The following is a 23,289-nucleotide window of genomic DNA, read 5'->3' as shown; positions in this document are numbered from 1 at the left end:
ATTCGTATTACAGGCCTCGCCCTCCGATTGAAGGAGACGTCACCGATGTCTTGTTATTCACGATCCATCGCGGCTTCCGTCGCCCTTCTGGCGTCCCTGGTCGTCGCCCCCTCCCTGGCGCGGGCGCATTTTCAGGAAATCATTCCCTCGGTCGATATCGTGCCGGAGCAGGGCGACCGCACCGTGACGGTCGGACTGGTCTTCACCCACCCCTTCGAGGGCGGCCCGGTGATGGAGATGGGGCAGCCGGTTCAGTTCGGGGTGCTGGCGGACGGCAAGAAGACCGATCTGAAGGCGGCCCTGGTCAAGAAGCCGATCGAGGGTAAGACGGCGTTCGAAGCCTCCTACCAGATCAAGGCGCCGGGCGATTACATCTTCTATGTCGAGCCCGCTCCGTATTGGGAACCGGCGGAACAGAAATACATCGTCCACCTGTCCAAGGTGGTGGTCGATTTCGGGTCGGGCGAGGGATGGGACCGGCTGGTCGGCCTGCCGGTCGAAATCGAACCCCTGGTGCGGCCCTACGGTCTGTGGACCGGCAACCAGTTCCGCGGCATCGTGCGCAAGAACGGCAAGCCGGTTCCCTTCGCCGAAATCGAAGTGGAATGGGTCAATGACGGCTCGGTCAAGGCTCCGTCCGATCCTTTCGTCACTCAAATCGTCAAGGCCAACGCGCAGGGCGAGTTCAGCTATGCGATGCCGCGCGCCGGGTGGTGGGGCTTCGCCGCCCTGACCGAGGGCGACAAGCCGATCAAGGGACCGGACGGCAAACCGGCCAAGGTCGAGGTCGGCGGTCTGATCTGGGTGAAGGCTGTCGATATGAAGTAAGGGCCGTTCCCTTGCGGATTTCTGGAGGTGCGGTTCGATGGCCCATATTCCGGACGGTGTGCTTTCCGGTCCCGTTCTCGCCGTCGGCGCGGCGGTGACACTCGCGGGCTGCGCCTATGCGCTCAAACGTCTGGAGCCCGAGCGTATTCCCCAGGTGTCGATCCTGTCCGCCGTGTTTTTCGTCGCCTCGCTGGTTCATGTCCCGGTGGGGCCGTCCAGCGTCCATCTGATCCTGAACGGCTTGACCGGGGTGGCGCTGGGGTGGGCCGCGTTTCCGGCCATTCTCGTCGCCCTGCTGCTTCAGGCGGTCCTGTTCGGCTTTGGCGGGGTGGTGGTGCTGGGGGTCAACGTGATGACGATGGCGGTACCGGCGGTGCTGTGCGGTCTGCTGTTCGAGACGGTGCGGCGGCGCTGGGGCCACCATCCCCGCATTCCGGCGCTTGCCGCCGGGGTGTGCGGCGCGTTGGGGGTTCTGTTGACCGCGCTGGCGGTGGCGCTGTCGCTGGCCTTCAGCGGGGCGGAGTTCCGTCCCGCCGCGACGCTGATCGTCGTCAGCCACCTTCCGGTGATGATCGTCGAGGCGGTGTTCACCGCCGCCGCGATCGGTCTGGTCTTGCGGGTTAAACCGGGCATCCTTGACCGTTCCGACGGTCTTGTCGCGGCGGGAGCGGTGAAATGAGGCGACGGTTCGGGTCTATTCTCATCCTGGCCGCCCTGGCGTTGACGTTGGGGACGGTTCCGGCGCTGGCGCACAAGATGAAGGTGTTCGCCACGGCGGAGGGAACGACGATTTCCGGCTATGCCTATTTCAATGGCGGCAACCGGGCGGCGGGGGTTCGGGTCGCGGTCGCCGACCCGGCCGGAACCCCGGTATTTTCCGGGACGACCGACGAGGGCGGCGCGTTTCGGTTCGAGGCGACGCGGCGGACCGATCATGTGATCTCGGTTGCCGGAGACGACGGCCACGCCGCCACCTTTGTCGTCACCGCCGCCGAGTTGCCTGAACGCCTGCCCGGGGCGGAGGCCGGGTCTGCGGCCCTCCCGGCTTCTCCGCCGCCGGTCGGCTCGCTGTCGCGGCCCGCTGCCGTCGATCCCGACGATTTGCGCGCGATGATCGAGCAGGGCGTGGCCCGTCAGATCCGCCCCTTGCGTGAACAGATCGAGTCCTATCAGGACAAGATCTGGTGGCACGATGTCCTGGGCGGGATCGGCTATATCGTCGGATTGGGCGGACTGGCCTATGGCCTGACCCAGCGCCGGACCGGGGTGGCGCGGTGATCCCTGGCCGCTCTCCCGGTGGTGGTCTGCTCGCCACGCTCGATCCGCGCAGCCGGACGATTGCCGCCGCTCTGTTCGCCCTGGTGGTGGTGGGACAGGACAGCCTGCCCACCCTGGGGATGGCCGTGACGCTGGCGCTGCTGACCGCCGTGCTGGCCCGGCTTGACCCCATCGCCACCCTGCGCCGTTTGCTGGCGCTTGATGGGTTCATGGTGCTGGCGCTGGCCTCGTTGCCGTTCACCGTGCCGGGCGAGACCGCCTTCGCCCTGTTCGGGATCGAGGCCTCGCAGGCGGGCCTCCGGCTGTCGCTGGCGATCCTGCTCAAGGCCAACGCCGTGGTGCTGATGATGCTGGCGCTGCTCGGTTCGATGGACCCCGTCGCTTTCGGTCAGGCGCTGCGGCGATTGGGGGTGCCGGAGAAACTGGTGCAGATTTATCTGTTCACCCTGCGCTATCTCGACGTTCTCCACCACGAGTTCCGCCGCTTGCGCACGGCGATGCGGGCGCGCGCCTTTACCCTGCGCAGTGATCGCCACACCTGGCGCAGCCTCGGCTATCTGGTCGGGATGCTGATGGTCCGCAGCGTCGAACGGTCGGAACGAATCGTCGCCGCGATGCGCTGCCGGGGCTTCGACGGCTCTTTTCCCGTCCTGGATGAGCCCTCCCGGTTCCGGCGGCCCGACGGAGTGTTCGCCGGGCTGGCCCTGGTCGGGATGTCCCTGTTGGTGATGGTCGAGGTCAGTTGATGGGGCCGCTGTTTCGGCTGGAGGGCCTCAGCTTTTCCTATAATCCGGGCTGTCCGGTGCTGGACGAACTGTGCTTCCGGCTCGATCCCGGCGAGAAAGTCGCCCTGGCCGGGCCGAACGGGGCGGGCAAGACCACCTTGTTTCACCTGATGGTCGGGCTGTTGACGCCGACCGGCGGCACGATCGAAGCCTTTGGCGCGATCCGGCGCGGCGAAAAGGATTTCAAGGAGGTGCGGGCGCGGGCCGGGATTCTGTTCCAGGACAGCGACGACCAATTATTCTGCCCGACAGTGGCGGAGGATGTCGCTTTCGGCCCGCTCAATCTCGGCAAACGCCCGGCCGAAGCCCGCGCCATCGTTGCCGAAACGCTGGCGATGCTGGGGCTGACCGGCTTCGAGACGCGGATCACCCACACGCTGTCGGGAGGGCAAAAGCGTCTGGTGGCGCTGGCGACGGTGCTGGCGATGCGCCCCGACGTTCTGCTGCTGGACGAGCCGACCAACGCGCTCGACGAGGCGACCGAGAGTCTGCTGACCGACATCCTGGCGGGACTGCCGCAAGCGATGGTCGTCATTTCCCACGACACCGCGTTTCTGGACCGGATCGCCACCCGGCGGGTGCGGCTTGACCGGGGGCGGCTGGCCCCCTGACGGCGGGAGATTGTCCCGGCAAGCCTGTCCTATGTCGGTCCGTCGGCTTGAGCTACAATCCCCGGCCTTCGTGTGAATTTTCCGGGCTAGGGAGTGTTTCATGTCCGTCCGGGTTGTCAGTTCGACGCCTTCCGCGTACCAGTATCCGTTGTTGATCAAGCAACTTCTGCTCACCCCGCTGCTGACGGCACCGGAGCAGGAGATCACCTATCAGGGGCGGATTCGCTACACCTACCGAACCTTGAAGGACCGCATTGGCCAGTTGGCCAATCTGCTCGCGGGTCTTGATGTACAGGCGGGACAGACCGTGGCGATGATGGATTGGGACAGCCATCGCTATCTCGAAGCCTTCTTCGCGGTCCCGATGATGGGAGCCATTCTCCAGACCGTCAATGTCCGCCTCAGTCCGGATCAGATCCTCTATACCCTGAACCACGCCCGCGCCGATATTCTGATCGTCAACAGCGAGTTTTTCCCAATTCTGGCGGAAATCGGCTCTCGTCTTAAAACGGTTAAAGCGGTGGTGATGATCGCCGACGACGGTGCGTCTCCCGTCGCGCCGATTTCCACGGTCGGCGAGTACGAGGCGCTGATGGCGGCATCGTCGCCGGATTACAACTTTCCCGATTTCGACGAGAACGCCCAGGCGACGACCTTCTACACCACCGGAACGACGGGCGACCCCAAGGGGGTTTATTTCAGCCACCGTCAACTCGTCCTCCACACGCTGGGCTGTGCGGCGGCTTTGGGCGGGGCGACGCGGCAGGGACACGTCCACCGCGAAGATGTCTATATGCCGATCACCCCGATGTTCCATGTCCACGCCTGGGGATTTCCCTATCTGGCGACGATGATGGGGTTGAAGCAGGTGTATCCCGGCCGTTACCAGCCCGAGGTGATCTGTCGCCTGATCGCCGAGGAGAAGGTCAGCTTCTCCCATTGCGTGCCGACCATCCTGCACATGATCCTGACCCATCCGCTGGCCAGCCGGACCGACTTTTCCGGTTGGAAAGTGCTGATCGGCGGCTCGGCCCTGCCCGAGGCGATGGCGACCGCGGCGCAAAAGCGGGGGATCGATATCTTTACCGGTTACGGGATGTCGGAAACCTGTCCTGTCTTGTCCATTGCCCACCTTGAGAGCCCGATGCTCGAGCGGCCCCAGGAGGAACAGTCGGTGATCCGCGCCAAGACCGGGCGTCCGCTGCCGCTGGTCGATCTGCGGATCGTCGATGACGCAATGCGCGACGTCGAGCATAACGGGCGATCGACCGGGGAAATCGTGGTGCGCTCGCCGTGGCTGACCCAGGGATATGTCGGGTCGCAGAGTGCGTCCGAGGATCTGTGGGCCGGGGGCTATCTGCATACGGCCGATATCGGGAATATCAATCCCCAGGGCTATCTGAAGGTCACCGACCGGATCAAGGACGTCATCAAGACCGGGGGCGAGTGGACCTCGTCCTTGCAATTGGAAGACATCATCGCGAAACACGAAGCGGTGCACGAGGTGGCGGTGATCGGCGTTCCCGACGAGAAATGGGGCGAGCGCCCGGTCGCGCTGGTGATCTTGAAGCCCGAGCATGTCGGGAGGATCACCGAGCACGCCCTGCGCAATTTTTCGGCCCATGCCATCGAGGCGGCCGGGGTCTCGCGCTATGGCCTGCTGCTGCATGTCCGCTTCGTCAAGACCTTGGCCAAGACCAGCATCGGCAAGATGAACAAGCGGTTGATGCGGGCCGACCCGGACGCTTTGTGTCTTTAGGGGGCATGTCCGGGGGTGGGCCGCCAGAGGGGCGGGACAAGTAAAAGCCCCGCACGAGGGTGTGGCGTGCGGGGCTTGTGACTTCGATCGGTCCGATCTCGGGGCGGGGAGTTCAAGCTCGCCTTTTAATCGGTGGTCATACCTGTCTGGTCGAGAACAACCATGACAGCCGACGGATTACCGCAGGGTGGCGGGGGGATGATATTTTTGTAATGCGTCAAAAGTGCTGCGTCACCGCGCCGGGAGACGCCGGAGACAAACGAGGCCGCCGGGGCGAGGGCGTGTCTCGATTTTGACGGGACTCCCGCCCGCATTCAGTGTAACAATCGGAACAAAGCCGGTGCTTGGCCGCTTCGTTCTGCGAGGCGGTCGCCTCGGAACCGAGAGCGCCGTCGCGATGTCTGGGCCGCAAGGATGACCCCCACCGATGACCGGAGGAGCCTCCCCCTCGTTCCGTATCCTGGTCGTCGATGACGAACCCTTTTCGCGCAAGGTGATTGCCAGGCTGTTCGAATCGCTGGGCGCGCTTCATGTCGTCTTCGCCGGTTCGGGCGCCGAGGCGCGGGCGGCGATGGAGGCCGATCCCGCCCTCAGTCTGGTGATCTCCGATCATTACATGCCCGACGAAAACGGGCTCCGCCTGCTGGGGGATTTGCGCCAGGGACGGTTGCCGTTGCCGCACGACACCTATTTCGTCGTCGCCACCGTCTCGACCAGTTTCGCCCTGACGGCGGTGGCGCTGGCGTTGGATGCGGATTCCTTTATGTCCAAGCCGTTCGGCAAGGAAAAGCTGGCCACCCGTCTGTTCCAGTTCCTGTCGAAGGATGCCACCCGCGCGATCAAGCCGGTCGAGCATTACGCCGCGATTGACGTTGCCGGAATGCTGGCGGCGGCCGAACGGCTTGATCCGGCGGCTCCGGCCCATGCCCCGCCCGTCCGCCAGATCCCGATGACAAAGCTGCGCCGGGTTCTGCCCGGAACCGTCCTCGCCGCCGACCTGATCGCGGCGGACGGCGCGACATTGTTGCGGGAAGGCACTCAATTGACCCGGCATCTGATCGAGCGGCTGGAAGAACTCGGCGTCGAGATGGTTCCGGCCGCGCCGTCGATCGTCGGGGCGGACGAGCGGTCGCGGTCGCGCTGAGATCAGGCGGGGGAACGGACCGCCTTCAGCCCGTTGAGCTTTAGCCCGGCCGCCTCCAGCCCGTGGAGTAGACGCAGCAAGCGGGCCGTCACCCGGGTTCCGGCCGCGACCAGCAACCCGCCAAAGGGGTCGAGCAGGTCGCCCGCGATCACCATCCCCTCGGCCAGATCGTCGAGGGTGATTCCCTCTGCCCCAGTGAAATCGGTTTCGGCCATTCCCTTCGCCGACAGCCAGTTCATGTCGAGCGCGGCGTAATGCTCGGGCGCGGCGCAGTCGCGCTCACCGCCCAGCACGTCGATCAGATGGCCGCGCAGGGTGGCGAGCGAAGTCGGCTTGGTCAGGAACACATCGACGTCGAGCGCGACCGCCGCCGTCACCAGAACCAGATTCTCGATGCTGGTGATCATCATCACGATTGTGTCGTAAGGGACGGCCAGCCTGCCGCTGCGAATCTCCTTCAACACCTCGATGCCGTTGGCACCGGGCATGTTGAAATCGAGCACCACGATCCGGATCGCGGCGGCCCGCTCGCCGTTCAGCGCGGCCAGAGCCTCGGTTCCGTCGCGGGCGGTCATGATCTTGGGCTTTCCCAGCAGATCGAACAACTCGATCGTTATGAAGCGGGAAAACGCCTCGTCGTCGGCGATCAGAACCAGATCATTGGCGGATAGGGGGTGCTGCTGGGTCGTCTCGGTCATGGGGGAGTTCCTGCGCCAGAGAGGATTTGCTCATACGAAAGATATGAGACGACCGCGACAAAAAACAGAGGGAGATGTGTAAATCGGGGTAGTCGGTCGTGAAAAAGTCCTTCGGCCTTTGGCCTCAGTGTACTTTTCCCCGGTTCAAAACGAATCCCCGTGCTCAATCAAGCTTTCCGCGCGGGGATGGATTTGGTTCCCTCCGAGGCCGATGGGCGACGCCCACGGCTTCGGAGGCTGGTGAAACAGACAACACGAAAAATGGGCGCTGGGCCGCCCCTAGCCCATTTTTCTCCTTTTAATCCAACGGGAAAAAGTACACCGAGCGACAGCGAGGGACTTTTTCACGGGAGACGGGGTACGACAGCGAGAAACTATCGCTGACCGTCCGTGCCCGGCGGGAATTCCTGCCGGACGGAGTGCGGGTCGGAGCGTCGGTTCGATTGTTTCTCGACGTCACCGGGCCGGTCAGCCCGGTCTTCGTCCGTCCGGCCCCCTAAGCCCGGATGTCGCCGTGGTCGCGGCGACATTCGGACCCAGGGGCCGCAAAGGGCGGTGCTTAACCGGATTAGCGGAACGCCGAACCGGTCAGGAAGCCGGCACCCGCGCCGGTCGGAGCGGCTTTCCACTGCTCATCGACGAAGGCGTTGAACGCGTCGGCATAGGCGTTGTCGTCGCGGATCGGGGTGAACACGATCACGCCCAGGCCGATCGCGAACAGGCCAAGACCAAGCTTGGTCGCCAGCGCCGGTTCGAGCAGGCCGGAGAAGAACACCACCGCGCCCAGCGCATAGAGGATCAGACCGGCGACGTATTTCGACATCGCGGTTCCGGTCATCGCGCACTCGATCCGCAGGGTCTTGCGGGTGTTGCGGTTCAACACCAGGGCGGCGTTTTCCGAGCCCTTGTGGGAAATCACGCAAACCGACTGGCCCAGGCGCAGACGGTCGATATTCTTGCTGGCGTGATAGACGACCGAGCGGCCGTCGGCGGTCTTGATATGGAAGACGTCGGCATAGAGACGGTCGACGGTTCCATTGACCGCTTCGTAATCTTCACGCACCTGAGCCTTGTAGTCCGTCATGGTTCCTCTCCCTGATATTCCCGGCCCCTGCCGGGAACAGCGCATTAACGATCCTCGAATCCGCTGACCGCGCAGGACTGTCCCCTGGTCCTGAGGGTGCGGCACAAAGTTTCGGCCTCGGCGGGCGCAAGCGGCCCGGCCAGCAGCCGGTAGGTCGTTCCGAGATCGGGAATCACGGTCTTCACCGCCTTGAAGGACAGTGACGCCAGTTCCGGATTCTCTTTCTTCAGGGCCTCGACCGCCTTGTCGGTGGTGGTGGGCGAGGCCATTGACAAAAGGTGTACTCCGACCGGCCCTTTGCCGCTAGCGGGAATGGCGCCGCCGGGGATATCCCCTACCTTCTGGCCGGTTTCGACCGCAGCCGGTTTGGCCCGGGGCGACTTTTTCTTGCGGGTGGAGGCGGGCGGCGGCGGCGCGGGGGGCGGGGCCATCGCCAAGGCCTGATCGACTTGGTCGATCGCCTTGATTTCGCGCTCTTTTTCGTCAGGACTGACCAGTCCGGCCGCAGCCAGGGTCTCGATCCTGGCCCGGCCCAGTCGCGCCGCTTCGGCATCGCGGCGAGCGGGGGCGGCGCGCTGGCGGGGGGCAAGCGGCAACAGCCGGTCGAGCAGCAGATCGCGCTCCGCCGCCTGGTTCGGTGGGGCCGTCGGCCCGCTCAGTTGTGCCACCCGGTTGGTCAGGTCGGCCAGCGGCAACGGTTGGTCGAGCCCGGCGGCGGGAGGCGGCTGGTCGAACGGCAGCAGTGCGCCAAGATTGGCGGCGCGGCGGGGGTCGGCTTCGGCCGGGGCGACGATCCCGGCATCGACCAGTCCGCGCAGGGCCTGGAACCGCTCTGCCTCGGTATCGCCCGCGATCCCGACCGGAATGTCGAGGGTGAAGGCGGGCGGGGCGGGGGGCGGTGGCGTGACGGCGGCGGCGGCGGGCGGGGCGGGCCACGATCCGGGCGGCGGCGGCTGGTTGCGAAACGAATCGACGCAGGCGGACAAGGCCAGCAGCGCGGCCGCCGAGACGAGGACGCTTGTCCGAACGCATCGCATCGCCTCGCTGTCCTCCCCATCAGCCATATCCTGTTCCAGAGGTTAGGCGTTGGGACGGCAAAGTCAACGCGAACGAAGAGCCGCAGACGGCGGCGGCGATGCTGTGCGCCTCAGGCCGCCGGGCGATTGCCCTCGACCGGGACCGCTGATAGGCTGATCCGACAATCTGCGCAGCCGGAGAGTTGAGGAACATGTCCAGACAATCGACCGACCGTTACGATACGGTCACGACCCTGTTCCATTGGGGGATGGCCCTGGTCATCGTCGCGCTGTGGGGGGCCGGTCACGTCATCGCGGCGATGCTGGACGGACCGCCGCGCAGCGAACTGATCGGGCTGCACAAGGTTCTGGGCGTGCTGATTCTGGTGCTGGCGGTCGGCCGTCTCGCCTGGCGCTTCACCCACCAGCCGCCCCGGTCGCTGCCCGGCACGCGAGCGGCCGAGCGGCTGGTCTCGTCGCTGGTTCACGCCGCCCTGTACGCCCTGATCCTGGCGATTCCGCTGGGCGGGATCTTGATGTCGCAAAGCGGCGGCCATGCCGTCACCGTCCTCGGCTTCGAACTGCCCATGTTGATCGGGAAGGATCCGGCCCTGCATGAATTGTTCGAGTTCACCCACCAATCGTTCGGCTGGATTCTGGCGCTGGTGCTGCTGGCCCATGTCGGCGCGGCGTTGAAGCATCATTTCGTTCAGAAAGACGCCACCTTGCGGCGGATGCTGCCCGGTCGGAACTGACTCGACGCCCGCAGACGCTGCCCCGGTCGGCTTTGTCCGGCCGGGGTTTTGTGCTACCGTAAACCGTTAAGCGTCTTTCTAGAGTCGGGCGGTCAATGGTCGAGAAAACTCCGAGCGACATTTTTTCCGGCCTGGGCGGCTCGGTCGCAGGGGTGCGCGAGGTCGTCAACCGTCGCCCCCGCACCACGTCTCAGACATCTACTACGATGCTGGGCGGCAATCCGGGCGGTGCAACTCCCGACGGACCGCGCGGGCGACGGATGCTGTCGGCCGACACCCCGCTCGACAGCCTCGACAACAACGCCGCGCGCGGCACCTATCTCGACATCCTGGTGTGACCGCCGCCGTCGTGGACATGCCCGCCGTTGCGGCGGCGGCGCGGAGCGAGCGGCTGGCAATGTTGCGGGCCGAACTGGCTCGGCGCGGCCTGACCGGCTTTATCGTGCCGCGCGCCGACGAATATCTCGGCGAATATGTGCCGCCGTCGGCGCAGCGTCTGGCCTGGCTGACCGGCTTTACCGGCTCGGCCGGTCTGGCCGTGGTGCTGCGCGACAAGGCGGCGGTGTTTTGCGACGGGCGTTATACCCTCCAGGTCCGCGCCGAGATCGACCAGACCCTGTTCGAGCCGCTGCATCTGCTCGATATGCCGCCGCCGCGCTGGCTGGTCCGGGTGCTGGCCGAAGACGACCGGCTGGGCTTCGATCCCCGCCTTCACACCGCCGATCAGGTCGAGCCGTTGCGGCGCGCCTGCGCCCGTGTCGGCGCCGAACTGGTCGCCTGTGCCGACAATCCGCTCGACGCGGTGTGGGTGACGGACCGGCCCGCACCGCCTCGGGTGCCGGTCGAGACTCATCCGCTGGCGCTGGCCGGGCGCAGTTCCGAGGACAAGCGGGCCGAAATCGCCGCCACCCTGCGCGCCGAGGGCGGCGACGCCTTGGTTCTGACCGCGCCGGATTCGATCGCCTGGTTGCTCAATATCCGCGGCGGCGACGTCGCCTATTGTCCGGTGCCGCTGTCTTTCGCGATCCTGCATGCCGATGCGACGGTCGATCTGTTCATCGACCCGGCCAAGCTGACCATTCCCGGTCTGGCCGAGCATCTTGGTCCGGCGGTCAGACCCGCCCCGCCCGAGGCGCTGGACGCGGCGTTGCACCAATTGGGGGCCGAGGCGCGGCGGGTGCGGATCGATGCCGCCGCCGCGTCGTTTTATGTCGTCGAGCGGCTCAGTCTGGCCGGGGCGCAGATCGAGCGCGGCCCCGACCTCTGTCAATTGCCCAAAGCCTGTAAGAACGCGGCGGAAAGCGAGGGGGCGCGGGCGGCGCACCGCCGCGACGCGGTGGCGATGGTCCGCTTCCTCTGCTGGCTGGACGCGGAAGCGCCCTCTGGCCGCGTCGATGAACTGAGCGCCGCCGCGCAATTGGAGCGCTTCCGCGCCGAAGGAGCGCTTTATCGCGGATTGTCGTTCGATACCATCTCCGGCGCGGGGCCGAACGGGGCGATCGTCCATTACCGCTCGTCGCCTGCGACCAACCGGGTGCTGGCGGCGGGCGACCTCTATCTGGTCGATTCCGGCGGGCAATATCTCGACGGCACCACCGACATCACCCGCACCGTCGCGATCGGTCCGGTCGGGGCCGAGGAGCGGCGGCGCTTTACCCTGGTGCTGAAGGGCCATATCGCCATTGCCCGCGCCCGTTTTCCCGTCGGCACCTCTGGCAGCCAACTCGACGTGCTGGCGCGGCTGCCGCTGTGGAGCGAGGGGCTCGATTACGATCACGGCACCGGTCACGGCGTCGGCAGCTATCTGTCGGTGCATGAGGGGCCGCAGCGGATTTCCAAGGCTGGCAACAGCGTTGCCCTCCAGCCGGGAATGATCCTGTCGAACGAGCCGGGCTATTACAAGGCCGGGGCCTATGGTATCCGGATCGAGACTCTGCTTCAGGTCGTCGCCCTGCCGGTCGCGCCCGAGACCGAGCGTCCGCTGCTCGGCTTCGAGACGCTGACCCTGGTGCCGATCGACCGCGCCCTGATCGAGGCCGCTTTGCTCGATCCGGTCGAGACGGCGTGGCTTAACGCCTATCACGCCCGGGTCCAAGACGAGATCGGGCCGCTGCTTGACGGCCCCGCCGCCGCGTGGCTGGCGGCCGCGACTCGTCCGCTGGCGGGGTAGTTAGTCGGTCGTGAAAAAGTCCTTCGGCCTTTGGCCTCAGTGTACTTTTCCCCGGTTCAAAAAGAATCCCCGTGCTCAATCAAGCTTTCCGCGCGGGGATGGATTTGGTTCCCTCCGAGGCCGATGGGCGACGCCCACGGCTTCGGAGGCTGGTGAAACAGACAACACGAAAAATGGGCGCTGGGCCGCCCCTAGCCCATTTTTCTCCTTTTAATCCAACGGGAAAAAGTACACCGAGCGACAGCGAGGGACTTTTTCACGGGAGACTAGTTACGGCTCTCGCAAGGCGGCCTCGGCGCGGGCGCGGATTTCACCGAAGCGGGGGGTGGACAGAATCTCCCCGTCGCGGAACACCGGCCGCAGCAGATTGTCGGCCTCGGGGCAGGTTTCAACCGGGACGGTGCGCCAGACCCCGCTTGCGTCGCGGGTGAGGGCAAGGCGTCCGCGCTTCGATCCCTTGCTCTGGTCGGTGACCGGGTCTTTGTAGACGTCGCGCCAGAGTCCGCCGCCCTCGACCGCCGACGCCTTCATCGCCCAGGAAAAGGTGTCGCGATCGACCTTTTGCAGCAGGGCGCCGCCCATTCCGAACGCGATATTGTCGATGGCGAAGCGGTCGGCCTTCATCCGCTCCAGAATGGCGCGGATGGTGCGGGGGGTGATGCCGTCGCCCTGGATCACCCGCACCGCCGGGTTCAACACCTCATAGCCCTTGGCATTGCGTTCGGTGCCGAAGGCTTTGGCCGCCAGCTTCAGCACCAGCGCGACGACTTCGACCGGGTCGCCGGAATCCGGGCGGATCACCAGGGTTCCGCCCATGTCGAGCACCTGCTGGCGCAGCTTGCCGCCCCACAGGGCTTCGACCGCGTGGAAGACGTCATAGGAATCCGACACCACCGCGACAAGACGGCCCGGCCCGCCGAACTGGCGCAGCATGTTGGCATAGGCGTCGGCCTCGCCGTCGCGGCCCCAACAGGTGATGGTCGAGTGTTCGGCGGCGGGAATCGAGAACCCGGCCATCGGCTCGCCGTAATATTCGGCGGCGGCCAGCAGCGCCTCGACGGTGTCGGTGCCCTTGAAATTGACCAGATGGGCCATGCCCCCCAGCGCGGCGGATTCGGCCGACGACGCCCCGCGCGCGCCGAAATCGTGCAGCTTGAAATCAAGGCTTTCGACCGGCGCGTCCGAGGTGGTGCGCCAGAATTCGAGCAAGATCCGCTTGACCGCCCAAGAGACCGTCGCCACCGTCGAGGGATACCACAAGGCCCGTTGCAGCCCGGTTTCGAGATAGGATGTCAGCCAGAACGCTTCGGGGTCGGTGTTGACGACCTGGACCAGCGCATTCGAGAACGGCACCACACTGCCTTCGGCGACGGCGCGGATTTCAATCGGCAGGCGGCCGTGATGACGGTCGAGGATGCGCCGCCAGCCCTCTTCGAAGAACGGGACGCCATGGGCGGAGAACAGCGTCTTGGCCTGGGCGATCGCCGCCTCGGTGACCGGAGTGTCGGCCAGTCGCCGTAAATGGGGCAGCAACCCGAAGACCAGCGTTCCCGGAACCTCCAGCCCGCTTTTGTCGGTGCGGGCCTCGATATAGGAAGACACATGCGCGGTGCCGTCGGGATATTGCCATTTATGGCTGGCTTTATAGCTATCGACGGCCAAAATCGGGTTGTACTCGGCCCCCATGGCGTGCAGTTCCGATCATTGTTTGTGCAGGAGGGATGGATGCCTGAAATATGGACGATGCGGCGGGGGTGGGCAACTGCTTGCAATGCCGCCGGGCCGGGGGAGGGGCGATGCGGGCGTTGACCGCCGACCTGCTGCTGCACGCCTATGCCGCCGGTATCTTCCCGATGGCGCGCAGCCGCACCGACCCCCGGTTGTACTGGGTCGATCCCGAATTGCGCGGTATCTTGCCGTTGGACGGGTTTCGCGTCTCCCACCGCCTGCGCCGGACGCTGCGGCGCGGGGAGGTCGAGATCCGCTGCGACAGCGCGTTCGAGGCGGTGATGCGCGCGTGCGGCGAGGCCACTTCCGACCGGCCCGAAACCTGGATCAACGATTCGATCATCCGCCTGTTCGTCGATCTGCACGAACGCGGGCTGGCCCATTCGGTCGAGGCGTGGCAGGGCGAGGCGCTGGTCGGCGGGCTGTACGGGCTGGCGTTGGGAGGGGCATTCTTTGGCGAAAGCATGTTCTCGCGCCGCACCGACGCTTCGAAAGTGGCTCTGGTTCATCTGGTGGCGCGGCTGAAAGCGGGCGGGTTCCGTCTGCTCGACACCCAGTTTGTCACCGCTCATCTGAGCCAGTTCGGTGCGATCGAGATTCCTCGCCAGGATTATCGTCGCCGCCTGTCCGACGCCTTGCACTGTCCGGCCCAGTTCGATCCCTCGCCCGGCCTGGGGTGGGAAGCCGCCCTGGCGGAATAGTGGCGAACCGTAGCGTTCCTTCAATAATGCGCGATCGGTGTGGCCAGGGCTCCGCCAATCCACCCTTAAAGATATTATTTCTATGGCGCGGCGCTGCTCTTGCGAATGCTAGTCTTTGTCGCAGATTAACTGGGCGAATTCTGTCTCTGGAGCAAAATTAAGACTGTATTCTTTAATATTAAATTATAATTCAGAGACGTGATTCGCGTCGTGTAAATGGATGTTAACACAAGATACAAAAAAACGATGACTAGTAGGGTGTTCGCCCTATGGCCGAAAGGCTGCGTTATGGTGCACTATCGGCTTGTGCCTTTGGTCTTGTCTCGCCGACGGTTTCGGGGGAAACGGGAATGTCGGTGGATGCCGGAGCGAACAGATACGTGGCAATCCGATCCCGCGACTGAGCAGCCGAGGAAGGATCTTCCCATGCCCAATACGATCCGCCTTACGGGAAAAGAGAATTTTTTTGACGAGGGGCAGGTGATCGTTACCAAGACGAACCCGCTTGGTGTGATCACTTATGCCAACAAGACATTCCTTGAAGTGAGCGAATTTCGGGAAAAGGACGTGTTGGGCAAGCCCCATAACATGATCCGCCATCCCGATATGCCCCACAGTATGTTCCGGAAGATGTGGAACAGGCTGACGTCCGGCAAAGAAATGTTTGCCTATGTCATCAACCGAACAAGATTAGGCAATCATTACTGGGTTTTTGCCCATGTCACGCCCAGCTTCGATACCGATCAGCGGATCGTCGGCTTCCACTCTAACCGCCGCGTTCCCGAGCGGAGTGTGCTGACCGGGGCGATCATGCCGCTTTACCAAACGCTGAACGAGTTGGAGCGGCAAGCTCCCGATCCCGAAAGCGGAATCAAAGCCGCCGAAGATTATCTCCGCGAGATGCTTCAGAAAAAGGGGGTCGGCTATGACCAGTTTATCTTCTCTCTCTAGTCGCCGGTCCTCTCTCTACAAGGCCCGCGCCGCCGCGATGGCGACAATGGCGGCTGCCTTCGCGATCGTGATCGAGGGATGGCTGATGGACGACTTGTCCGGGGTGACGCTGTCGATCTCGATTCTGACCTTCGGATTGTCGGTGGCGACCCTGTTGATGCTGCGGCGGGTCCGGCTGGTGCTGCTGGCCTCGGCGATGACGGTCAAGGCGGTTGCGCGGGGCGATTTCGAGGCCCGTCTGGTCGGAATCGACGAAGCCGGAATCGTCGGCGAGTTGAAGGATTCGATCAACGAACTGATCGACCGCACCGATTCCTTCGTCCGCGAGGCGACCGCGTCGATGGGATCGGTCAGCCGGGGCAGCTATTACCGCCGCATCATCGAACGCGGCATGCTGGGAAATTTTCTGGTGGGGGCGCGGATGATCAATTCCGCCACCGCCGCGATCGAGCAGAAAGTCCACAATTTCGGGGCGGTGACCCGCAAGTTCGAAGACACGGTGGGCGAGGTGGTGCGGTTGACCGCCGCCGCCGCCGCCGAACTGCACGCCACCGCCGAGGGGATGGAGCAGACCGCCGCCTCCACCTGTTCGACCGCCGCCGCTGTCGCCGCCGCCGCTGAAGAGGCGTCGAGCAACGTCCAGACCGTCGCCGCCGCCGCCGACGAACTGGCGACTGCGGTCCGGGAAATCAACACCCAGGTGACCCAATCCTCGACGATCTCGTCCGACGCCGTGGCTCAGGCCGGGCGGACCAACGATCTGGTGATGGGGCTGTCGGAGGCCTCGACCCGGATCGGCGAGGTGGTCAGTCTGATCACCGATATTGCGGCGCAGACCAACCTGCTGGCCCTGAACGCGACGATCGAGGCGGCCCGGGCGGGCGAGGCGGGCAAGGGCTTTGCCGTCGTCGCGGGCGAGGTCAAGGTACTGGCGACCCAAACTTCTCGCGCCACCAGCGAGATCGGCTCGCAAATCGCCGCGGTGCAGGCGGCGACGGTCAATTCCGCCGAAGCGATCCGCTCGATTGCCGCGACTATCGGCAAAGTCGGCGAATATGCCGCGATCATCGCCGCCGCCGTCGAGCAGCAGGGGGCCTCGACCCGCGAGATCGCGCTTAACGTCGAACGGGCCGCGCAGGGGACCACCGAGGTCAGCGCCAATGTCCACCGATTGTCGCAAGGAGCCGAGGAAACCGGTCATGCCGCCGCCAATGTCCTGGTCGCCGCCGGACAATTGTCGCGCCAGTCCGAGACGTTGGGCAGTGCCGTCGGCGCGTTTATGACCGAGTTGCGTCAGGTGATCTGAACCGTTTCGAGCGAGGTCCCCCCGACCGGCGGCCGGGCGTTCTGCCCGGCCGTTTTTTGTTCCGGCGCTCCCCGTCACGACGGGAAAAAGTCCCCCCCCACAGCCGACACTTGGCGAAGCCGACGGAATGGCTTATGTAGTCCACTTTGCCCGGTCGCGAGGACGCGCGCGGGGTAAGGAACGGTCGTGCCCGCGCGGCCGACGCTGTGGTGGATAACGCCGACGCACCCCTTAGGTTCGTGCGGTGGGGAATAAGGAAGTGAAGTAAAGATGAGCGGATTGCCTGAGGCCCAGGGGCTGTACGACCCGCGCCACGAACACGACGCCTGCGGCGTCGGCTTCATTGCCGACATCAAAAACCGCAAGTCGCACGATATTATCCGCGACGGGCTTGAGATTCTGGTGAATCTCACTCATCGCGGCGCGGTTGGCGCCGACCCCAAGGCCGGCGACGGTGCCGGCATCCTGATCCAGTTGCCCGACGCCTTTTTGCGCGCCGAGGCGGCCACGCTGGGAATCACTCTCCCGCCCGAAGGTGCCTATGGCGCCGGCTGCGTCTTCCTGCCCCAGGACGAAGCGCTGCGTCATGCCTGCGAAGCTCATTTCGAGAGCAAGATCAAGGAAGAGGGCCAGGTTCTGCTTGGCTGGCGCGACGTGCCGACCGATTCCTCGCTGCTGGGCGAATCCGTGCTGCCGACCGTTCCGGTGGTCCGGATGGTGTTCATCGGCATGGGTCCGGGCATCGCCGACCAGACCGCGCTGGAACGCAAGCTGTTCGTGATCCGCAAGCTGGTGTTCAACAACGCCCCCCACGGCTCCGAGCGCGACTTCTATATCCCGTCGCTATCGACCCGCACCCTGATCTATAAGGGAATGCTGCTGGCCGATCAGGTCGGCGCCTTCTACAAGGACCTGCTCGACGAGCGGATGGTCAGCGCCCTGGCGATGGTCCATCAGCGCTTCTCGACCAACACCTTCCCCAGCTGGCGTCTGGCCCATCCGTTCCGGATGATCAGCCATAACGGCGAAATCAACACCCTGCGCGGCAATCTCAACTGGATGAACGCGCGGCGTCAGACGATGTCGTCAACCATCCTGGGCGACGATCTGGCCAAGCTGTGGCCGCTGATCCCCGAGGGCCAGTCGGATTCCGCCTGCTTCGACAATGCGTTGGAATTGCTGGTGATGGGCGGCTATCCGCTCGCCCACGCGATGATGATGCTGGTTCCCGAGGCGTGGTCGGGCAACCCGCTGATGGACGAGAAGCGCCGCGCTTTCTACGAATACCATGCCGCGCTGATGGAGCCGTGGGACGGTCCGGCGGCGGTGTGCTTCACCGACGGACGCCAGATCGGCGCGACGCTCGACCGCAACGGCCTGCGTCCGGCCCGCTATATCGTGACCAAGGACGACAAGCTGCTGATGGCGTCGGAGATGGGCGTTCTGCCGATCCCCGAGGAATCGATCAGCCGCAAATGGCGTCTCCAGCCCGGCAAGATGCTGCTGATCGACCTCGAACAGGGCCGGATCATCGACGATTCCGAGATCAAGGCCCAGCTTGCTTCCGAGAAGCCCTATGCCGAGTGGCTGGAGCGGTCGCAGATCGTGCTGGAAGACCTCGACATTCCGGTCGAGCCGATCCCCGCGTCGCCCGAGACCCTGCTCGATCGCCAGCAGGCGTTCGGCTACACCCAGGAAGACACCAAGTTCCTGTTGCAGCCGATGGCCACCACCGGCCAGGAAGCGGTCGGCTCGATGGGCACCGACACCCCGATCGCGGTGCTGTCGTCGAAGTCGAAGCTGCTGTTCAACTACTTCAAGCAATGTTTCGCCCAGGTCACCAATCCGCCGATCGATTCGATCCGCGAGGAATCGGTGATGAGCCTGGTGTCGCTGATCGGCCCCCGTCCGAACCTGCTCGGTCTCGGCGATGCCGGCGCGCAGGGCAAGCGGCTTGAGGTGCGTCAGCCGATCCTCAGCAACGAGGACATGGACAAGATCCGCCGGATCGAGGCGTTGCCCGGTTCGGGCTTCCGCAGCGTGACCCTCGACACCACCTGGGCCGCCGAAACCGGTGCTGCCGGACTGGAGCCCGCGCTTGACGCGCTGTGCGCCAAGGCCAAGGCCCTGGTCGAGGAAGGCTATAACATCCTGGTGCTGTCCGACCGCGCCATCGGCCCCGACCGGGTGGCGATGCCGTCGCTGCTGTCGGTCTCGGCGGTGCACCACTTCCTGATCCGCGAGGGTCTGCGCACCCGCGCCGGTCTGGTGCTGGAAACCGGCGAAGCCCGCGAAATCCATCACATGTGCGTGCTGGCCGGGTATGGTGCCGAGGCGATCAATCCCTATCTGGCGTTCGAGACGCTGGAGGCGATGCGCCCGACCCTGGCCGAGCCGGTCAGCGCCTATGAGGTGCAGAAGCGCTATATCAAGGCGCTCGACAAGGCCATCCTCAAGGTGATGGCGAAGATGGGCATCTCGACCTATCAATCCTATTGCGGCGGTCAGATCTTCGACGCGATCGGCCTGTCCGATGAATTCGTCGCGAAGTACTTCGCCGGTACCGCCAGCCGCATCGGCGGCATCGGTCTGGCCGAGGTCGCCGAGGAGACGATCCATCGTCACCGCGAGGCCTATTCCGACGCGCCGATCTATCGCAACGCGCTTGATGTCGGCGGCGAATATGCCGTGCGCTTGCGCGGTGAAGACCACGTCTGGACCAGCGAGACGATCGGGGCGATGCAGCACGCGGTGCGGGCGAATTCGGCCGAGAGCTTCCGCCAGTTCAGCGATATCGTCAATGACCAGAGCCGTCGCCTGCTCCATCTGCGCGGCCTGTTCGACCTGAAGCCCGCGGGCGCTCCGGTGCCGCTCGACGAGGTCGAGTCCGCCAAGGAGATCGTCAAGCGCTTCGCCACCGGGGCGATGTCGTTCGGCTCGATCTCTTACGAGGCGCACACCACGCTGGCGATCGCGATGAACCGGATCGGCGGCAAGTCGAACACCGGCGAGGGCGGTGAGGAGCCGGAACGCTTCCTGCCGCTCGCCAACGGCGATTCGATGCGCTCGTCGATCAAGCAGGTCGCCTCGGGCCGGTTCGGCGTCTCCGCCGAATATCTCGCCAACGCCGACGACATCCAGATCAAGATGGCCCAGGGCGCCAAGCCCGGCGAGGGCGGGCAGTTGCCCGGCCACAAGGTCAACAAGATCATCGCCAAGGTGCGTCACTCGACTCCCGGCGTCGGCCTGATCAGCCCGCCGCCGCACCATGACATCTATTCGATCGAGGATCTGGCCCAGCTGATCTTCGACCTGAAGAACGTCAATCCCGGCGCGCGGATTTCGGTCAAGCTGGTTTCGGAAATCGGCGTCGGCACCGTCGCCGCCGGTGTGGCCAAGGCCAAGGCCGACCACATCACCATTTCCGGCTTCGACGGCGGCACCGGCGCGTCGCCGCTGACCTCGATCAAGCATGCGGGCAGCCCGTGGGAAATCGGTTTGGCCGAGACCCATCAGACCCTGGTGCTCAACCGCCTGCGCGGCCGCGTCTCGGTCCAGTGCGACGGCGGCCTGCGGACCGGTCGCGACGTCGTCATCGCCGCCCTGCTGGGCGCCGACGAATTCGGCTTCGCCACCGCCCCGCTGATCGCGGCGGGCTGCATCATGATGCGCAAGTGCCATCTCAACACCTGTCCGGTCGGCGTCGCCACCCAGGACCCCGAACTGCGCAAGCGGTTCGTTGGCCAGCCCGAGCACGTCATCAATTACTTCTTCTTCGTTGCCGAGGAAGTGCGCGAGTTGATGGCCAGCCTGGGCGTTCGCAAGCTGGAAGAGCTGACCGGTCGCTCCGATCTGCTCGACACCCGCGCCGCGATCGACCATTGGAAGGCCAAGGGCCTCGATTTCGCCAAGCTGTTCCATCAGGTTCAGGCTGGTCCCGGCATCGCCACCCGCCATGTCGAGACCCAGGAGCACGACATCGTCACCGTGCTCGACCGCGAGCTGATCGCGGCGGCCGAACCGGCTCTGGCGGGCCAGGGCCCGGTCACGATCGAAAAGCCGGTGCACAATTACAACCGCAGCGTCGGCGCGATGCTGTCGGGCGAGGTGGCCAAGCGCTTTGGCCATGCCGGTCTGCCCGCCGCCGCTCCGCTCAGCATCAACCTGTCCGGCACCGCCGGTCAGAGCTTCGGCGCGTTCCTGGCCAAGGGCGTGTCGCTGCGGCTGGAAGGCGAGGCCAACGATTACGTCGGCAAGGGCCTGTCGGGCGGCAAGATCGCGATCTTCCCGCCCAAGGTCTCGACGATCGTCGCCGAGGACAACATCATCGTCGGCAACACCGTCCTGTACGGTGCGATCGAGGGTGAGGCCTATCTGCGCGGCGTCGCGGGCGAACGCTTTGCCGTTCGCAATTCCGGCGCGATCGCGGTGGTCGAAGGCGTCGGCGACCATGGCTGCGAATACATGACCGGCGGCTGCGTCGTCGTGATCGGAGCCACCGGCCGCAACTTCGCCGCCGGCATGTCGGGCGGTGTCGCCTATGTGCTGGACGAGACCGGCGATTTCGCCAAGCGGTGCAATCTGGCGATGGTCGAGCTTGAGCCGGTCACCGCCGAGGAAGACGTCAATTGCCGGATCGAGGGCCAGTGCGGCGATCTCGAAGGCCATGGGCTGGTCGATCTGATGCGCGACATGACCCGTGACGATGCCGCCCGTATCCAGGCTTTGTTGCAGAACCATGTGACGGCGACCGGCAGCGCCCGCGCCCAGGACATTTTGCAGAATTGGGAGGCTTTCATGCCCAAGTTCGTCAAGGTGATGCCGGTCGATTACCGGAACGCCTTGCTCGAAATGCAAAAGGTCCAGGAGAAGAAATTGGCCGTGGCGGGGGGACGCTGAGATGGGAAAGCCGACGGGATTTAAGGAATTCGAGCGCAAGACCCCCAGCTATCAGCCGGTGGCCGAGCGCGTGCGGAACTACCACGAATTCACCGTGCCGCTGGATCAGGACGAACTGACCCGGCAGGGCGCCCGCTGCATGGATTGCGGCGTGCCGTTCTGCCATCAGGGCTGCCCGGTCAACAATATCATTCCGGACTGGAACGATCTGGTTTACCGCAACCGCTGGAAGGACGCGTTGGAGGTTCTCCACTCCACCAACAACTTCCCGGAATTCACCGGCCGGATCTGCCCGGCGCCGTGCGAGGCGTCGTGCACCTTGAACCTCACCGACGAGCCGGTGGCGATCAAGACGATCGAGCATGCGATCGTCGAGCGCGGCTGGGCCGAGGGCTGGATCGTTCCCGAGGTCGCGCAGAAGCGCTCGGGCAAGAAAGTCGCCGTGGTCGGTGCCGGTCCCGCCGGTCTGGCAGCGGCGCAGCAGTTGGCCCGGGCCGGTCACGACGTCGTTCTGTTTGAAAAGAACGCCAAGGTCGGCGGTCTGCTCCGTTATGGCATCCCCGACTTCAAGCTCGACAAGGCGGTGATCGACCGTCGCGTCCAGCAGATGCAGGCCGAGGGCGTCGAAATCCGCGCCAACACTCAGGTCGGCCGCGACGTCTCGCCCCAGGCCCTGCTCGATGGCTTCGACGCCGTCGTGCTGACCGGCGGCTCGGAAAGCCCGCGCAATCTGCCGGTGCCCGGCCGCGACCTGGGCGGGGTCCATTTCGCGATGGAATTCCTGACCCAGCAGAACCGCCGCAACAGCGGCGAACCGGTCGGTGTGGCCGATATCCTCGCCACCGGCAAGAAGGTGGTGGTGATCGGCGGCGGCGATACCGGTGCCGATTGCGTCGGCACCTCGAACCGCCAGGGCGCGGCCTCGGTCACCCAGATCGAGATCATGCCCCGTCCGCCCGAGAAGGAAAACAAGGCGGTGACCTGGCCGAAATGGCCGAACAAGCTGCGGACCTCGTCGTCGCATGACGAGGGCTGCGACCGTCGCTGGTCGGTTGCCACCGTCCGCTTCACCGGGACCGATGGCCGTCTCTCCGGGCTGGATTGCACCGAGGTCGATGCGAAGTTCCAGCCGATCCCCGGCACCGAGTTCCACCTCGAAGCCGATCTGGTCCTGCTGGCGATGGGTTTCGTCCATCCGATCCATCAAGGCCTGATCGACGGTCTGGGGCTGGACAAGGACCAGCGCGGCAACGTCAAGGCCGACACCGTCGCCTATCGCACCTCGAACCCCAAGGTGTTCGCCGCCGGTGACATCCGCCGCGGCCAGAGCCTGGTGGTGTGGGCGATCCGCGAAGGCCGTCAGGCGGCGCGTGCCGTCGACGCCTATCTGATGGGATCGAGCGAACTGCCTCAGGTCTGATCGACCGATCGTTACGAGACAAAAGCCCCGCTCTCTCCTCACGGGTGTTTAGACCGGAGAGATGGGTAACAGGTGTTCGGGGACATGGGTGACAGTTAGGGCATCCTAATCCACCGGGTCGCGCAAGTCGATTTGCGCGACCCGGTGTGCGCCGAA

The 23,289-nt window shown here is 65.0% G+C and carries 19 protein-coding genes; 15 read left to right on the top strand and 4 right to left on the bottom strand.

The features are described from left to right. The first annotated feature begins 45 nt into the window (after positions 1 to 45). The 7 genes from BLW40_RS08375 to BLW40_RS08345 all read left to right on the top strand — a co-directional run bounded on the left by BLW40_RS08375 (position 46) and on the right by BLW40_RS08345 (position 6,405). On the top strand, positions 46 to 828 hold the full coding sequence (locus tag BLW40_RS08375; protein WP_074767520.1) for a DUF4198 domain-containing protein: 783 nt from the start codon (positions 46 to 48) through the stop codon (positions 826 to 828). A 37-nt stretch (positions 829 to 865) separates the two neighbouring features. Continuing rightward, positions 866 to 1,507, top strand: a complete 642-nt coding sequence (gene cbiM, locus BLW40_RS08370; protein WP_074767518.1) for a cobalt transporter CbiM — start codon at positions 866 to 868, stop codon at positions 1,505 to 1,507. Further along, the gene (locus BLW40_RS08365) at positions 1,504 to 2,106 is read left to right on the top strand and encodes a carboxypeptidase regulatory-like domain-containing protein (protein WP_074767516.1); all 603 of its coding nucleotides are present in this window, start codon (positions 1,504 to 1,506) and stop codon (positions 2,104 to 2,106) included. The genes cbiM and BLW40_RS08365 overlap by 4 nt, the downstream gene beginning before the upstream one ends. After that, a complete protein-coding gene (cbiQ, locus tag BLW40_RS08360) occupies positions 2,103 to 2,852 on the top strand; it encodes a cobalt ECF transporter T component CbiQ (protein ID WP_074767514.1) in 750 nt (249 codons plus the stop codon). Before BLW40_RS08365 ends, cbiQ begins: the two co-directional genes overlap by 4 nt. After that, positions 2,852 to 3,502 carry an energy-coupling factor ABC transporter ATP-binding protein gene (locus BLW40_RS08355; RefSeq protein WP_074767512.1) on the top strand — a complete coding sequence of 217 codons (651 nt, stop codon included), beginning with the start codon at positions 2,852 to 2,854 and terminating at the stop codon, positions 3,500 to 3,502. The genes cbiQ and BLW40_RS08355 overlap by 1 nt, the downstream gene beginning before the upstream one ends. A 100-nt stretch (positions 3,503 to 3,602) precedes the next feature. Next, positions 3,603 to 5,261 (top strand): fatty acid--CoA ligase, encoded by a 1,659-nt coding sequence (locus tag BLW40_RS08350; protein WP_074767510.1) that lies wholly within the window; start codon positions 3,603 to 3,605, stop codon positions 5,259 to 5,261. 427 nt (positions 5,262 to 5,688) lie between these two features. After that, positions 5,689 to 6,405 carry a response regulator gene (locus BLW40_RS08345; RefSeq protein WP_074767508.1) on the top strand — a complete coding sequence of 239 codons (717 nt, stop codon included), beginning with the start codon at positions 5,689 to 5,691 and terminating at the stop codon, positions 6,403 to 6,405. Positions 6,406 to 6,407: 2 nt separating this feature from the next. Here BLW40_RS08345 and BLW40_RS08340 read toward each other — a convergent pair whose 3' ends face one another. From BLW40_RS08340 to BLW40_RS08330, 3 genes are all read right to left on the bottom strand, one after another. Continuing rightward, positions 6,408 to 7,103: a response regulator transcription factor gene (locus tag BLW40_RS08340; protein ID WP_074767506.1), complete on the bottom strand. Its 696-nt coding sequence runs from the start codon at positions 7,101 to 7,103 to the stop codon at positions 6,408 to 6,410. Between the two features lie 568 nt (positions 7,104 to 7,671). Next, complete coding sequence (locus BLW40_RS08335; RefSeq protein WP_074767504.1) at positions 7,672 to 8,187, bottom strand: hypothetical protein; 516 nt, start codon at positions 8,185 to 8,187, stop codon at positions 7,672 to 7,674. 44 nt (positions 8,188 to 8,231) lie between these two features. After that, on the bottom strand, positions 8,232 to 9,251 hold the full coding sequence (locus tag BLW40_RS08330; protein ID WP_244511106.1) for an SPOR domain-containing protein: 1,020 nt from the start codon (positions 9,249 to 9,251) through the stop codon (positions 8,232 to 8,234). A gap of 164 nt (positions 9,252 to 9,415) precedes the next feature. Here BLW40_RS08330 and BLW40_RS08325 point away from each other — a divergent pair, with 164 nt between their 5' ends. The 3 genes from BLW40_RS08325 (at position 9,416) to BLW40_RS08315 (ending at position 12,128) form a co-directional block, all read left to right on the top strand. Next, the gene (locus BLW40_RS08325) at positions 9,416 to 9,958 is read left to right on the top strand and encodes a cytochrome b (RefSeq protein ID WP_074767502.1); all 543 of its coding nucleotides are present in this window, start codon (positions 9,416 to 9,418) and stop codon (positions 9,956 to 9,958) included. A 95-nt stretch (positions 9,959 to 10,053) separates the two neighbouring features. Then, positions 10,054 to 10,296 (top strand): hypothetical protein, encoded by a 243-nt coding sequence (locus BLW40_RS08320; RefSeq protein ID WP_074767500.1) that lies wholly within the window; start codon positions 10,054 to 10,056, stop codon positions 10,294 to 10,296. Between the two features lie 17 nt (positions 10,297 to 10,313). After that, positions 10,314 to 12,128 carry an aminopeptidase P family protein gene (locus BLW40_RS08315; protein ID WP_074767924.1) on the top strand — a complete coding sequence of 605 codons (1,815 nt, stop codon included), beginning with the start codon at positions 10,314 to 10,316 and terminating at the stop codon, positions 12,126 to 12,128. Between the two features lie 270 nt (positions 12,129 to 12,398). Here BLW40_RS08315 and BLW40_RS08310 read toward each other — a convergent pair whose 3' ends face one another. After that, positions 12,399 to 13,814 carry a nicotinate phosphoribosyltransferase gene (locus BLW40_RS08310; RefSeq protein WP_074767498.1) on the bottom strand — a complete coding sequence of 472 codons (1,416 nt, stop codon included), beginning with the start codon at positions 13,812 to 13,814 and terminating at the stop codon, positions 12,399 to 12,401. Positions 13,815 to 13,924: 110 nt separating this feature from the next. Here BLW40_RS08310 and aat point away from each other — a divergent pair, with 110 nt between their 5' ends. The 5 genes from aat (at position 13,925) to BLW40_RS08285 (ending at position 23,133) form a co-directional block, all read left to right on the top strand. Beyond that, positions 13,925 to 14,557 carry a leucyl/phenylalanyl-tRNA--protein transferase gene (gene aat, locus BLW40_RS08305; protein ID WP_074767922.1) on the top strand — a complete coding sequence of 211 codons (633 nt, stop codon included), beginning with the start codon at positions 13,925 to 13,927 and terminating at the stop codon, positions 14,555 to 14,557. A 426-nt stretch (positions 14,558 to 14,983) separates the two neighbouring features. After that, a complete protein-coding gene (locus BLW40_RS08300; protein ID WP_074767496.1) occupies positions 14,984 to 15,508 on the top strand; it encodes a PAS domain-containing protein in 525 nt (174 codons plus the stop codon). Continuing rightward, positions 15,483 to 16,814, top strand: coding sequence for a methyl-accepting chemotaxis protein (locus BLW40_RS08295; protein ID WP_074767494.1), 1,332 nt, complete (start codon positions 15,483 to 15,485; stop codon positions 16,812 to 16,814). Before BLW40_RS08300 ends, BLW40_RS08295 begins: the two co-directional genes overlap by 26 nt. A gap of 270 nt (positions 16,815 to 17,084) precedes the next feature. Beyond that, positions 17,085 to 21,713, top strand: coding sequence for a glutamate synthase large subunit (gltB, locus tag BLW40_RS08290; protein ID WP_074767492.1), 4,629 nt, complete (start codon positions 17,085 to 17,087; stop codon positions 21,711 to 21,713). A 1-nt stretch (position 21,714) separates the two neighbouring features. Continuing rightward, on the top strand, positions 21,715 to 23,133 hold the full coding sequence (locus tag BLW40_RS08285; RefSeq protein ID WP_074767490.1) for a glutamate synthase subunit beta: 1,419 nt from the start codon (positions 21,715 to 21,717) through the stop codon (positions 23,131 to 23,133). The last annotated feature ends 156 nt before the right edge of the window (positions 23,134 to 23,289 follow it).

Origin of the sequence: Magnetospirillum fulvum, assembly GCF_900108475.1 — a bacterium.
Lineage (GTDB): Bacteria > Pseudomonadota > Alphaproteobacteria > Rhodospirillales > Magnetospirillaceae > Phaeospirillum > Phaeospirillum fulvum_A.
The sequence above is the reverse complement of the archived record's forward strand: the minus strand, read 5'-3'. Positions and strand labels throughout refer to the sequence as shown.